Raw genomic sequence first — 11808 nt, 5'->3', positions numbered from 1 at the left:
AAGGATCGACATGGCGCGAACGGACGAGCCGCCCGACCGGAGGGCCCCGACGATCAAGGACGTCGCGCTGCTCGCCGAGGTCGGCATCAAGACCGTCTCGCGCGTCCTCAACGACGAGCCGGGCGTGCGCCCCGAGACCAGGGACCGCGTCCTCAAGGCCGTCGAGTCGCTCGGCTACCGGCGCAACACGATCGCCTCCAGCATCCGCCGCCGCGACCGCCGCACCGCCTCGATCGGGCTCGTCGTCGAGGACCTCGCGAACCCCTTCGCCTCCAGCGTCACCCGCGCCATCCAGGACTACGCCGCCGCGCGCTCGCACCTGGTCCTGGTCGGCTCCAGCGACGGCGACCCCGCCCGGGAGCGCACGCTCGTGCAGGAGTTCGGGTCGCGCCTGGTCGACGGCCTCATCATCGTCCCCTCCGGCGCCGACCAGTCCTATCTGGAGTACGAGCGGGCGCACGGCGTCCCGGTCGTGTTCGTGGACCGGCCCGGGAAGCGGTTCAAGGCCGACGCGGTGGTCTCCGAGAACGCCGAGGGCACCGCCGCGGCCGTGCGGCACCTCGCCGCGCGCGGCCACGAGCGGATCGCGTTCCTCGGCGACCGGCAGTCGGTCTACACCGCCGCGCAGCGCCTCGCGGGCTTCAAGGCCGCGATGGAGTCCCTGCACGGCGGGGCCGACAAGCGCTACATCCGCACCGGCCTGCGCGATCCGCGCCAGGCCCGCGACGCCGCCGTCGAGGTCTTCGGGCTCGACCCGGCCCCCACCGCCCTCGTGTGCGGCAACAACCTCGCCGCCATCGGCGCCGTCCACGCCCTGCAGGAGCTCGGCATTCGCGACCGCGTCGCCTGCATCGCGTTCGACGACGTCGAACTCGCCGACCTGCTGCGGCCCGCGCTCACCGTGATCGCGCAGGACACCGCGGCCCTCGGCGCCACCGCCGCCCGCCTGCTCTTCGAACGCCTCGACGAGCCGGGCGCCCCGTTCCGCCGGACCACCGTCCCGGTCCGCCTCGTGCCGAGGGAATCCGGGGAGATCCCCGCCTCGGCCTGACCGCAAGTGCACCACCCACATCGAGGACGAGGAGGTCCCCCGATGCAACCCTCAGTACGCACCCGATACGCCGTCGCCGCCGGACTCGCGACGGTCCTGGCCGCCAGCGCCTGCTCCGGCGCGGGAGGCGGCGGCGACGACGCGAAGACCATCACCATCGCCACGGTCGCCAACCCCCAGATGCAGGACATCGAGCAGCTCTCGTCGGTCTTCGAGGAGGAGACCGGCATCGACGTGCAGTTCGTGATCCTCCCCGAGAACGAGCTGCGCGACAAGGTCACGCAGGACATCGCGACGGAGTCGGGCCAGTACGACATCGTCACGATCGGCACGTACGAGACGCCGATCTGGGCGGAGAACGGCTGGCTCGCACCGCTGGACGAGTACGCGTCCGACCCCGAGTACGACGTGGACGACCTGCTGGCCCCGATCCGCGAGGCCGTGACCTATGAGGAGGGCCTGTATGCGGTGCCGTTCTACGGCGAGTCGTCGTTCCTGATGTACCGCAAGGACCTCTTCGAGGCCGCGGGCCTCACTATGCCCGCGAATCCGACGTGGACGGAGGTCGCGGACCTGGCCGCGCAGCTCGACGACCCGGAGAACGACGTGGCCGGGATCTGCCTGCGGGGCCTGGCGGGCTGGGGCGAGAACCTCGCGCCGCTGAACACGATCATCCACACGTTCGGGGGCCGCTGGTACGACGAGGACTGGAACGCGCAGCTGACCAGCCCCGAGACCGCGGCGGCCGTGCAGTTCTATGTGGACCTGGTGCGGGACTACGGCGAGGACGGGGCGGCGAACGCCGGGTTCTCGGAGTGCCTGACGGCCACGAGCCAGGGCAACGCGGCCATGTGGTTCGACGCCACGGTCGGCGCCTCGGTCCTGGAGGACCCGGAGTCCTCGGACGCGGCCGGGCTCATGGGGTACGCGCCCGCGCCGGTGATGGAGACCGAGCACTCGGGGTGGCTGTGGGCGTGGAACCTCGCACTGCCGGAGACCTCGCAGAACAAGGACGCGGCCTGGGACTTCATGTCCTGGGCGACCTCGAAGGAGTACATCTCGCTGGTCGGCGAGGAGCTGGGCTGGACCCGCGTCCCGCCGGGGAGCCGCGCGTCGACGTACGAGATCCCGGAGTACCAGGAGGCCGCGGCGGCCTACGCGCAGCCCACATTGGATCAGATCGCGAACGTGAACGTGACGAAGCCCGGCCTGTACGAGCAGAACTGGGCGGGCGTCCAGTACATCACCATCCCGGAGTTCCAGGACCTCGGGACCAGGGTCGGCCAGGAGGTCTCGGCGGCGATCGCCGGGAACCAGACGGTCGAGGAGGCCCTGGAGAAGGCCCAGCAGTACGCGGAGGAGACCGCGCAGACCGGTGGGTACCAGGGCGGTTGATGAGATGACCGCCGTCGTGACCCCGGCCCCGGCGCGCAGGCGCCGCGGGCCGGGCCCGCAGAAGATGCCGTTCGGCGAGCGCTGGAGCCGCCGGGAACCGCTCCTGCCCGCGCTGCTGCTGGTCCTGGTGCTCACGCAGCTGCCGATGCTGGTGACCGTCTACTACAGCCTCCAGTCGCGGAACCTGCTGCGCCCCGGCGAGACCGCGTTCGCCGGGCTCGACAACTACGCGGCCGTCGTCGGCGACGCGCACTTCAGGGGCGCCGTGCTCAACACGGTGGTCCTGACCGCGAGCGTGGTGCTGCTGGCGATGGCCCTGGGGACCGCGCTCGCGGTGCTCCTGGACCAGAAGTTCCTGGGCCGCAACGTGGTCCGGACGCTGCTCATCACGCCGTTCCTGGTGATGCCCGCCGCGGCGGCGCTGATCTGGAAGCATGCGATGTTCAACCCGCTGTTCGGCATCCTCAACTGGGTGCTGTCGCCGTTCGGGGTCGAACGCGTCGACTGGGTGTCGGAGCACCCGATGTTCTCGCTGATCCTGATGCTGACGTGGCAGTGGACGCCGTTCATGATGCTCATCGTGCTCGCCGGGCTCCAGAGCCAGGACCCGGAGATCCTGGAGGCGGCGAAAGTGGACGGCGCGAACGCGCTCCAGACGTTCCGCCGCATCACCTTCCCGCACCTGCGCCGGTTCATCGAGCTGGGGCTGCTGCTGGGGTCGATCTTCATCGTGAACACGTTCGACCCGATCTACCTCATCACGCAGGGCGGGCCGGGCCAGGCCACCACGAACCTGCCGTACTTCATCTACCAGGTGACCTTCCGCGCCTTCGAGGTCGGCGAGGCGGCCGCGGCGGGCGTCGTGGTCGTGTGCTGCACGATCCTCATCGCCACGTTCGCGCTGCGGGTCATCTCCAGCCTGTTCCGAGAGGAGCGCTGAGATGTCCGCGAAGCGATCCCGCCGCAAGGGGAACGTGCTGGTCGGCGTGCTCGCCTGGGCCGCCGCCCTGGTGTTCTTCTTCCCGGTGCTGTGGATGTTCGCCTCGGGCTTCAAGCAGGAGGCCCAGGCGAGCACCGACCCGCCGACGTTCCTGTTCGCGCCCGCGATGGACCAGTTCGAGGCGATCCTCGGGCGCGACTTCACCCCGTACCTGCTGAACTCGCTCATGGCGTCGATCGGGTCGACGCTGCTGGTGCTCGCGCTGGCGACGCCCGCGGCGTACGCGCTGTCGCTGCGGCCGGTCCCCGGCTGGCGCGACTCGCTGTTCTTCTTCATCTCGACGCGGATGATGCCCCCTGCGGCGATCATCCTGCCGCTGTACATCATCGCGAGCAATGCGGGCGTGCTCGACAACGTCACGATGCTCGCGCTGGTGTACACGGCGATGAACCTGCCGATCGCGGTGTGGATGATCCGCTCGTTCCTGCTGGAGCTGCCGACGGCGGTCCTGGAGGCCGCGAAGATCGACGGCGCCGGGTTCCTCACGGAGGTGCGGCGGATCATCCTCCCAATGATCGCGCCGGGCCTGGCCGCGACCGCGCTGATCTGCTTCATCTTCGCGTGGAACGAGTTCTTCTTCGCCGTGAGCCTCACCTCGACCCGGGCGGCCACCGTGCCGGTGTTCCTGACCGGGTTCATCACCAGCGAGGGCCTGTTCCTCGCCCGCCTGTCCGCCGCCGCGACCATGGCCGCGCTGCCGGTGATCCTCGCCGGCTGGATCGCGCAGAAATGGCTGGTCCGCGGCCTCACCATGGGAGCCGTGAAGTGATGCGCGCCGTCGTCATCGAGAAGCCCGGAACGATCAATACGACCACTGTGGAGGACCCGGCGCCGGGGCCGCGGGACGTGGTGCTGGAGGTGTCGGGCGTCGGCATCTGCGGCACCGACCTCCATGTGCTGGACGGGGACCTGGAGGGCTCGGAGTACCCGATCATCCCGGGCCACGAGTTCGCGGGGACCGTGGTCGCCGCGGGGTCCGCGGTCGAGAAGCTCGCGGTCGGCGACCGGGTCGCCGTGGACCCCAATCTGTTCTGCGGGGAGTGCCACTACTGCCGGATCGGGCGCGGGAACCTCTGCGAGCGGTACAACGCCATGGGGGTCATCCGGACCCCGGGAGCGACCGCGGAGTACTGCGCCGTGCCCGAAGGGAACTGCTACCCGATCCCCGAGGGCGTGGAGCTGGAGCACGCGCCGCTCATCGAGCCGCTGTCGTGCGCCGTCCACGGCTTCGACCTGCTGCCCGGCCGCGTCGGGGAGCACTACCTCGTGTACGGCGCGGGCACCATGGGCCTCATGATGGCCCAGCTCGCGCGGTTCGCGGGCGCCGCGAGCGTGGAGGTGGTCGACATCAACGCCGACCGCCTCGGGGTCGCGGAGCGCCTCGCCGCGGACCGGACCGCGACGTCGGCCGACGACCTCGACCGGCCCGAGGGCTGGGAGGTCGTCGTCGACTGCACCGGCGCGGTCCCCGCCATCGAGGACGGCCTCACCCGGGTCCGCAAGGGCGGCACGTTCCAGGTGTTCGGCGTCGCCCCCGAGCAGGCGACGGCCTCGTTCTCGCCGTTCCGGGTCTACAAGGACGAGATCACCGTCGTCGGGTCGATGGCGGTGCTGCACAGCTTCGGCCGGGCCGTGGAGCTCCTGGCCCGCAAGGTGATCGACCCCGAGGTGATGATCTCCCACTCGTTCGGCCTCGACGGCTACGCCGACGCGGTCGACCGCTTCCGCCGCGGCGCGGGCCGCAAACTCCAGATCCGCCCCGGGGCCTGACCTGTTGGACAACGCGGCCCCGTATTGGCAGGATCGGTACGGGGCCGCGCCGATGCGGCCCCCTGAGCAGAGGAGCAGCCATGTCACTCGCCCGAGTCCACAACTTCTCCGTCTCGCTCGACGGCTTCGGCACCGGGGAGGGCACGAGCCGCGACGCCTACTTCGGACACGCCGGGGAGCGCCTGCACGAGTGGATGTTCGCCACCAGGTGGTGGGAGGAGGGCGGCAGCGGCGGCGTCGACGACGCCTTCGTGCGCCAGCACGACCCGGGGATCGGCGCCGAGATCATGGGCGCCGGGAAGTTCGGCTTCCCCGGCTGGCACGAGGACTCGGACTGGCGGGGCGCGTGGGGCCCGAACCCGCCGTTCCACTCCCCGGTCTTCGTCCTCACCCACCACGTGCGGCCCCCGATCGAGATGGAGGGCGGCACGGTGTTCCACTTCCTCGACGCCTCCCCCGCGGAGGCGCTCGCCGCCGCGAAGGAGGCCGCGGGCGGTCTGGACGTGCGGATCGGCGGCGGCGCCACGGTGATCCGGGACTTCCTCACCGCGGGGCTCATCGACTACATGCACGTCGCGGTCGTCCCGATCGTGCTCGGCCGGGGCGTGCGCCTGTGGGACGGGCTCGAAGCCGTCGAGCGCGACTACAAGGTCGAGGCGACCTCCAGCCCGTCGAACACCACGCACCTGACGTTCACGCGCGCCTGACCGCTTCCGCGACGGCCGCGGTCGCGAACTGCTCGACCGCGTCCACGACCGCCTCGAAGCGCGGCGAGTGGAACAGGTCGAAGCCGTGGTGCGCGCCCGGCAGCTCCGCGTACACGACGCGGCCGGTGACCGCGCGCAGGTCGGCGGCGAAGCGGCGCACGTCCGCGACGTGCACGAGCGTGTCGTGGTCGCCGTGGACGATGAGGAACGGCGGGGCGCCGGCGTGCGCGCGGTCGAGCGGGGCCGAACCGGGCTCGTTCCCGAAGTACCGGCCCCAGTAGCCGTTCAGGCCCACCACGGCGGCCACGGTCGTGTCGACGCCCTCGAAGCCCGGCTGGAACGCCGGGTCGCCGGGGGTGAGGGCGGCCAGCGCGGACATGTGGGCGCCCGCGGAGGACCCGGAGAGGACGATGCGGTCGGGGTCGGCGCCCCACTCGGGGCCGTGCTCGCGGATCCAGGAGATGACGCGCTTGACGTCGGTGACGTGGTCCTCGTAGCCCGCGTCGGGGCGGAGCCGGTAGTTGGCGCTGATGCAGATCCAGCCGTTTGCGGCAAGGCGGTGGAGGAGCGGGCGGGACTGGGTGTTCTTGCGGCCCGTCTCGTAGTGGCCGCCGTGGAAGTGGACGAGGACGGGGGCGTCGGCCGGGTGCGAGCGGTGCCGGTAGAGGTCGAGGAGGTGGCGCTTCCCGGCGGGGCCGTAGGCGAGGTCCGCGATGCGCTCCACGGTGCGGGGCCGGATCGCGAAGGGGCTGAGCAGGCGGGCGAGGCTGGTGCGGCGCGGGGTGTAGGCCGCGCCGAGGGCCTTGCGGAGGGCGTGCGGAGTGCGGAGGCCGCGCCAGGCGGCGAGGGCGACGCAGGCCCCGGCGAGGACGGCGGCCACGGCGGCGACCGGGTTCGCGAGGTCCCCTTGGGAGGCCGCGAGGGCGGTGTCGGCGATGAAGAACGCGATCACGAGGAGCGGGAGTTCGTTGACGGCCAGGCAGACGAAGTACCAGACCGTGCCGAGGCGCTCGGGCAGGCGGGGGACGGGGACCGCGGGGAGGGCGAGGACCGCGAGGCCGATCAGGTAGCCCCAGGGGACGCTCATCGGCGCGCCAGCCCGGTGATGACGACCGCGCCGACGGCGAGGTGCATGCACAGGAGGCTCGCGACGGCTGCGGCGTCAGCGGCGCCGAGCGGGCCGAGGAGGGAGAGGGCGAGGAAGACGACCGCGACGATCGTCCAGATGCGGGTGCCGCGGGCGGTGGCGCGTTCGAGGAGGGCGAGGAGGCCCCACCCGGCGAGGCCCGCCGCGAGTGCGGCGGCGATGACGAGGACCGGGCTTACGGTGATGTCCGTGTTCCCTTGCGGGACGGTGAGGTCCACTCCGGCGAGCGGGGCCGCGACGACCCAGACGAGGAGGGCGGCCGCGGCGGCGGCGATGACGACGAGGAGTCGGCGGGCGTTGCGGTTCATGCCGACGAGTCTCGCCCGGGAGGCGGGCCCGGCGCCTCGGTCGGGGGGCCGCGGGGGTCCCTGCGGAGGGACGGGGCGCCTCCTACTTTCGGAGGTGACGGCCCGGCGGGGGCGGTGGCTAGCATGTGCCGGTGATCCATCGCCGTGCGCCGCGCCCCGTCGAAATCGCCTCCATGGGCGCGGGCGTCGGCCTGCTGACCGCGCTGTCGCTGCTGTCCCGGCCCTCCGTCGGGCCGCTGGAGTACGCGGTCGCGGTGCTCGCGTGGGCGGCGGCGATGGGGCAGCTGTGGCGGCCGGTGACCGGCGCGCTGGCGGCGACGGTGCTCGCGGTGGTGTCGCCGATGGCGACGACCGCGGCGACCGTGGGGGCGCTCCAGGTCGCGTGGCGCACGCGGTTCCGCACCGCGGTCGCGGTGTCGCTCGCGGGGATCGCGGCACACCTCCTCCAGTGGATCTGGCATCCCAACGCGGCCTTGGGGTTCGACTGGTGGGCACTGCTGGTGACCGTGGCGTACGGGGCGCTGCTGGGCTGGGGGACGCTCGCGCGCTCGCACCGGGACCTGGTGATCTCGCTGCGCGAGCGCGCCCGGCGCGCCGAGGCCGAGCAGGGGCGGCGGGTCGCGGAGGCGCGGGCCGCGGAGCGGCGGGGCCTGGCGCGGGAGATGCACGACGTGCTCGCGAACCGGTTGTCACTGGTGGCGACGCACGCGGGGGCGCTGGAGTTCCGGCCCGACGCGCCGCCGGAGAAGATCGCGCTCGCCGCGGGCGTGGTCCGCGACGGCGTCCACCAGGCACTCGAAGAGCTGCGGGAGGTCATCGGGCTGCTGCGCGAGGACGAGGGTGCGACGGGGGTGCAGCCGACCTTGGAGGCCCTGGAGGGGCTGCTCGCGGACGCGCGGGCGGCCGGGCAGGTCGTGGAGGTCGGCGACGGGCTCGGCGGCGCGGTGCCGCCGCCGACGGTGGGGCGCACGGCGTTCCGCGTCGTCCAGGAGGGGCTGACGAACGCGCGCAAGCACGCCGCCGGGCTCCCCGCGGACGTGTCGCTGGAGGGCGCGCCGGGCGGCGAGCTGGTGGTCGCGGTCGGGAACCCGCTGCCTCCGGCGGGGACGGGTCCGGCCGTGCCAGGGAGCGGGCTCGGCCTGGTCGGGCTCACCGAGCGCGTGCGGCTGGCGGGCGGGACGCTCGACCACTCCGCAGTCGGCGGGAGGTTCGAGCTGCGGGCCCGGCTACCATGGCCGACGTGATCCGCGTGCTCCTCGTCGACGACGACGCCCTGGTCCGGGCCGGGCTGTCCATGATGCTCGACGGCGTCGGCGACCTCCGCGTAGTCGGCGAGGCGGGCGACGGGCGCGAGGCGCTCGCCGCGGTCGAGGCCCACTCCCCCGACGTGGTCCTCATGGACCTCCAGATGCCGCACGTCGACGGGATCGCCGCGACCCGGCGGCTGCGCGCGCTGCCGAATCCGCCGGAGGTGGTCGTGCTGACCACGTTCGACACCGACGAGAACCTCCTCCACGCGCTGCGCGCGGGCGCGAGCGGGTACCTCCTCAAGGACACGCCGCCGGCCCGGATCGCCGAGGCCATAGCGAACGTCGCGGCCGGGGAGCCGATCCTGTCGCCGCGGATCACCCGGCGGCTCATGGAGCGCTCGGTGACGCAGGCGGGCGCGTACGAGCGGGCCCGCGAGCGGCTCGCGGCCCTGACGCCCCGCGAACACGACGTGGCCGTCGCGGTCGGGTTCGGCGAGTCGAACGCGGAGATCGCCGGGAACCTCGACATGAGCGTCACGACGGTGAAGTCGCACGTCTCCAGCATCCTCGCCAAGCTCGGCCTGGACAACCGGACGCAGATCGCGCTGCTGGCGCACGACGCCGACCTGGTCTGAGCCGCACCCGAACCGGTTCGTCCGAAAGGGTGAGTCCCTTATCGTCTGAACGGACCAATTCGCGATCGCGCTCGGTACGGGAGTCCACCTGTACCTGATCTGTCCCTTGTGCCCTCCGGAGCCGGTGGAAACGGAGGAACCGGGGCTGGCCCCGCTGGCATATCGTCCAGTGAGGGGCCCGCCCGTTCACTCCCCCGTCGAGTGAAGCCCCTGGTCAAGGAGACGCCATGGACAACCCCCTCCTCAGCCTGGACCCCGAGGACGCGATGCGGCGCGTCGAGGACTGGAAGGCGCGGGCCGACGCCGCCGCGGCGAACGCGCTCGCCGCGAGCGAGCGGCTGCAGGCGCTCACCGCCACCGCCTCCGACGACAACGGGACCGTCACGATCACCGTCGACGCCGACGGGATGATGACGAGGATCGAACTCTCCCACCGGGTCCAGAAGCAGTCCGCGCACTTCACCGAGGACGCCGTCATGGAGGTCTACCGGAAGGCGCAGGCGAAGCTCGCCGAGGCCGCCAAGGAGGTCGTCGCCGACAGCGTCGGGTCCGGGTCCGCCACCGGGAGGGCCCTCATGGCCGGGTACGAGCGGCGCCTCGAACGGATCGACGAGCCCGGGGAGCGGTGACCATGGGGCGGCTCCAGGTGCAGATCGACGAGCTGCACACCCACGCGGTCCACCTGCGCGGCATCCACGAGCGGTTCCAGGCCGTGCAGGGCGCCAGCGCGCACATCTCCGGCGGCGAGGACGCGTACGGCGCGCTGTGCGCGTTCTTCCCGTCGATCCTCCACGAGCGCCATGCGGCGCAGGAGGAGCTGGTCCGGGAGATCGCGTTCAACGTCGCGAGCCTCGCGGGCGCGGTGTCCGACAGCGCCGACGAATACGAGGACGCCGACAAGCAGAACGCCAGCGTGTTCAAGGCGATCAACAGCTCCACGGCGGGGCCGGTGGAGCCGTGAACGACGCGAACCCGCTCATCGCCACGAAGGCGGACATCGATCCGACGCAGCAGCGGAGCATCCTCACCGGGCTCTCGGTCGCCGAGGACGTGCACGACCTCACGGTCCAGATCCTCAGCGGCGAGTGGGTCGCGGCGGGGCTGACGCTCACCGGCGGGGCGCTCAACCTGGCGTCGTTCGCGATCGACCCGTTCGGGAGCCTCCTGTCGATGGGCGTGGAGTGGGCGATCGAGCAGATCCAGCCGCTGAAGGAGGCGCTCGACGCGGTCACCGGGGACCCGGAGACCATCGAGACGCATGCGATCACCTGGGACAACATGGCCGCGGAGCTCGCCTCCATCGGGGACGCCCTGAAGTCGGCCGCGGAGTCCGACATCACCGGGTGGCACGACACGGCCGCCGAGGCGTACCGGGCGATGGTCGCCGAGAACGTCGACGTCCTCTTCGGCGCGAGCGGGACCGCCGAGGCGATGGGCGCGGCGACGCGGGGCGCGGGGGCGCTCGTGACGACGGTGCGGGAGCTGGTGCGCGGGTTCATCGCCGACTGCATCGGGCGGCTGTGCCTGTGGATCGCCGAGGAGGTGTTCACGCTCGGCCTGGCGACGCCCGTGGTCATGGCCCAGGCGACCGCCGCGATCGTCAAGTGGGTCGCGCGGGTCTACGGGTGGCTGAGCCTCCTCGTCACCAGCCTGATGAACCTCCGCGCACTCATCGACGGGTAGGTCCGACATGCGCCGACTGATCCTCCTCGCCTTCGTCCTCGCGCTGGGCTTCCACAAGAAGACCCGCACGCCGCACGTGAACACGCCGCACGGCGCCAACGGGAAGCGCCCCAAAGGCGGCGGCGCGGACGCCGAGGGCAAGCGCCGCAAGGGCTCCGGGGCCGACACCGATCCGACCCGGCGCAGCCGCCACGCGACGGGCGCCACGGTGCGGGCGCGGCAGGCGAGCCTGAAGAAGGTCGCCACCGGGACCACGGCGCGGCCGAAGGCGCCGGGCGCGCCGAAGGGCCCCGACCGGCTCCCGGCGGGCCGGACCCGCAAGGACGCCAAGGGGAAGGACATCACGCTCGACCCGGACCGCGTGAAGCAGGCGCCGACCTACACGCGCGGGTTCGCCCAGGACCTCCCCAAGCCCGTGAAGGACCCGAAGACCGGGAAGTGGACGGTCACCCTGCGCATGCACGAGGGGTGGGACCGCTCGGACTTCGAGGCGAAGGCCAACCACCTGAAGAACCTCGGCGACGAGGGGAAGCTCGTCAAGACCCCCGACACGGCCGACCTGCGCTCGGACAAGACCGACGCGTGGCGCGCCGGCAAGGAGCGCGAGGCGTTCGAGCAGGCCACCGACCAGGCCGACCTGGACCGGCGGCTCGCCGAGCTCGACGGGCAGCAGGTCGACCACGCGCAGGACCTCCAGCTCGGCGGCGAGGACAGCCCGGACAACATGTGGGCCATCGACTCGGCGACCAACCACGGCATGGGCGGGCAGCTCCGGCAGCAGCTCGCGCAGGTGCCGAACGGCGAGCCGGTCCAGATCAACATCGTCCACGACAAGTACAGTCCCAAGCCGTGAGGAGGGTCC

At 72.3% G+C, this 11808-nt stretch carries 14 protein-coding genes; 12 read left to right on the top strand and 2 right to left on the bottom strand.

Annotation, left to right across the window (positions count from 1 at the left end; genetic code table 11):
* Positions 1-10: 10 nt before the first annotated feature.
* The 6 genes from WA640_RS11495 to WA640_RS11470 all read left to right on the top strand — a co-directional run bounded on the left by WA640_RS11495 (position 11) and on the right by WA640_RS11470 (position 5923).
* Positions 11-1051, top strand: a complete 1041-nt coding sequence (locus tag WA640_RS11495; RefSeq protein WP_335987783.1) for a LacI family DNA-binding transcriptional regulator — start codon at positions 11-13, stop codon at positions 1049-1051.
* Between the two features lie 42 nt (positions 1052-1093).
* Positions 1094-2446, top strand: coding sequence for an ABC transporter substrate-binding protein (locus WA640_RS11490; RefSeq protein ID WP_335987782.1), 1353 nt, complete (start codon positions 1094-1096; stop codon positions 2444-2446).
* A 4-nt stretch (positions 2447-2450) separates the two neighbouring features.
* The gene (locus WA640_RS11485) at positions 2451-3386 is read left to right on the top strand and encodes a carbohydrate ABC transporter permease (RefSeq protein WP_335987781.1); all 936 of its coding nucleotides are present in this window, start codon (positions 2451-2453) and stop codon (positions 3384-3386) included.
* Position 3387: 1 nt separating this feature from the next.
* Positions 3388-4215 (top strand): carbohydrate ABC transporter permease, encoded by an 828-nt coding sequence (locus WA640_RS11480; protein ID WP_335987780.1) that lies wholly within the window; start codon positions 3388-3390, stop codon positions 4213-4215.
* Positions 4215-5216: a zinc-dependent alcohol dehydrogenase family protein gene (locus WA640_RS11475; protein ID WP_335987779.1), complete on the top strand. Its 1002-nt coding sequence runs from the start codon at positions 4215-4217 to the stop codon at positions 5214-5216. The genes WA640_RS11480 and WA640_RS11475 overlap by 1 nt, the downstream gene beginning before the upstream one ends.
* A gap of 80 nt (positions 5217-5296) precedes the next feature.
* Entirely contained in the window at positions 5297-5923 is a 627-nt protein-coding gene (locus WA640_RS11470) for a dihydrofolate reductase family protein (RefSeq protein ID WP_335987778.1), read from the top strand.
* Here the strand turns inward: WA640_RS11470 and WA640_RS11465 are convergent.
* Both WA640_RS11465 and WA640_RS11460 read right to left on the bottom strand, forming a co-directional pair.
* Positions 5910-7010, bottom strand: a complete 1101-nt coding sequence (locus WA640_RS11465; RefSeq protein WP_335987777.1) for an alpha/beta hydrolase — start codon at positions 7008-7010, stop codon at positions 5910-5912. The two genes, WA640_RS11470 and WA640_RS11465, sit on opposite strands and share 14 nt — an antisense overlap.
* On the bottom strand, positions 7007-7378 hold the full coding sequence (locus WA640_RS11460) for a DUF6069 family protein (protein WP_335987776.1): 372 nt from the start codon (positions 7376-7378) through the stop codon (positions 7007-7009). Before WA640_RS11460 ends, WA640_RS11465 begins: the two co-directional genes overlap by 4 nt.
* 131 nt (positions 7379-7509) lie before the next feature.
* On the opposite strand from WA640_RS11460, the gene WA640_RS11455 reads away from it, so the two are divergent.
* From WA640_RS11455 to WA640_RS11430, 6 genes are all read left to right on the top strand, one after another.
* The gene (locus WA640_RS11455; RefSeq protein ID WP_335987775.1) at positions 7510-8622 is read left to right on the top strand and encodes a sensor histidine kinase; all 1113 of its coding nucleotides are present in this window, start codon (positions 7510-7512) and stop codon (positions 8620-8622) included.
* The gene (locus tag WA640_RS11450) at positions 8610-9263 is read left to right on the top strand and encodes a response regulator transcription factor (protein WP_335987774.1); all 654 of its coding nucleotides are present in this window, start codon (positions 8610-8612) and stop codon (positions 9261-9263) included. Before WA640_RS11455 ends, WA640_RS11450 begins: the two co-directional genes overlap by 13 nt.
* Positions 9264-9490: 227 nt before the next feature.
* Positions 9491-9892: a YbaB/EbfC family nucleoid-associated protein gene (locus WA640_RS11445; protein WP_335987773.1), complete on the top strand. Its 402-nt coding sequence runs from the start codon at positions 9491-9493 to the stop codon at positions 9890-9892.
* 2 nt (positions 9893-9894) lie between these two features.
* Positions 9895-10224 (top strand): type VII secretion target, encoded by a 330-nt coding sequence (locus WA640_RS11440; RefSeq protein WP_335987772.1) that lies wholly within the window; start codon positions 9895-9897, stop codon positions 10222-10224.
* Entirely contained in the window at positions 10221-10946 is a 726-nt protein-coding gene (locus WA640_RS11435; RefSeq protein ID WP_106363659.1) for a WXG100 family type VII secretion target, read from the top strand. Before WA640_RS11440 ends, WA640_RS11435 begins: the two co-directional genes overlap by 4 nt.
* Before the next feature lie 7 nt (positions 10947-10953).
* Positions 10954-11799 (top strand): hypothetical protein, encoded by an 846-nt coding sequence (locus WA640_RS11430; protein ID WP_335987771.1) that lies wholly within the window; start codon positions 10954-10956, stop codon positions 11797-11799.
* Positions 11800-11808: the final 9 nt, after the last annotated feature.

Source organism: Glycomyces sp. MUSA5-2 (assembly GCF_037034145.1).
GTDB lineage: Bacteria > Actinomycetota > Actinomycetes > Mycobacteriales > Micromonosporaceae > Glycomyces > Glycomyces artemisiae.
This window is presented reverse-complemented; position numbering and strand designations above follow the sequence as displayed.

Coding starts and splice junctions, on each gene's coding strand:
- WA640_RS11495 (WP_335987783.1), top strand. CDS start 11: ATGGCGCGAACGGACGAGCCGCCCGACCGGAGGGCCCCGACGATCAAG.
- WA640_RS11490 (WP_335987782.1), top strand. CDS start 1,094: ATGCAACCCTCAGTACGCACCCGATACGCCGTCGCCGCCGGACTCGCG.
- WA640_RS11485 (WP_335987781.1), top strand. CDS start 2,451: ATGACCGCCGTCGTGACCCCGGCCCCGGCGCGCAGGCGCCGCGGGCCG.
- WA640_RS11480 (WP_335987780.1), top strand. CDS start 3,388: ATGTCCGCGAAGCGATCCCGCCGCAAGGGGAACGTGCTGGTCGGCGTG.
- WA640_RS11475 (WP_335987779.1), top strand. CDS start 4,215: ATGCGCGCCGTCGTCATCGAGAAGCCCGGAACGATCAATACGACCACT.
- WA640_RS11470 (WP_335987778.1), top strand. CDS start 5,297: ATGTCACTCGCCCGAGTCCACAACTTCTCCGTCTCGCTCGACGGCTTC.
- WA640_RS11465 (WP_335987777.1), bottom strand. CDS start 7,010: ATGAGCGTCCCCTGGGGCTACCTGATCGGCCTCGCGGTCCTCGCCCTC.
- WA640_RS11460 (WP_335987776.1), bottom strand. CDS start 7,378: ATGAACCGCAACGCCCGCCGACTCCTCGTCGTCATCGCCGCCGCCGCG.
- WA640_RS11450 (WP_335987774.1), top strand. CDS start 8,610: ATGGCCGACGTGATCCGCGTGCTCCTCGTCGACGACGACGCCCTGGTC.
- WA640_RS11445 (WP_335987773.1), top strand. CDS start 9,491: ATGGACAACCCCCTCCTCAGCCTGGACCCCGAGGACGCGATGCGGCGC.
- WA640_RS11440 (WP_335987772.1), top strand. CDS start 9,895: ATGGGGCGGCTCCAGGTGCAGATCGACGAGCTGCACACCCACGCGGTC.
- WA640_RS11430 (WP_335987771.1), top strand. CDS start 10,954: ATGCGCCGACTGATCCTCCTCGCCTTCGTCCTCGCGCTGGGCTTCCAC.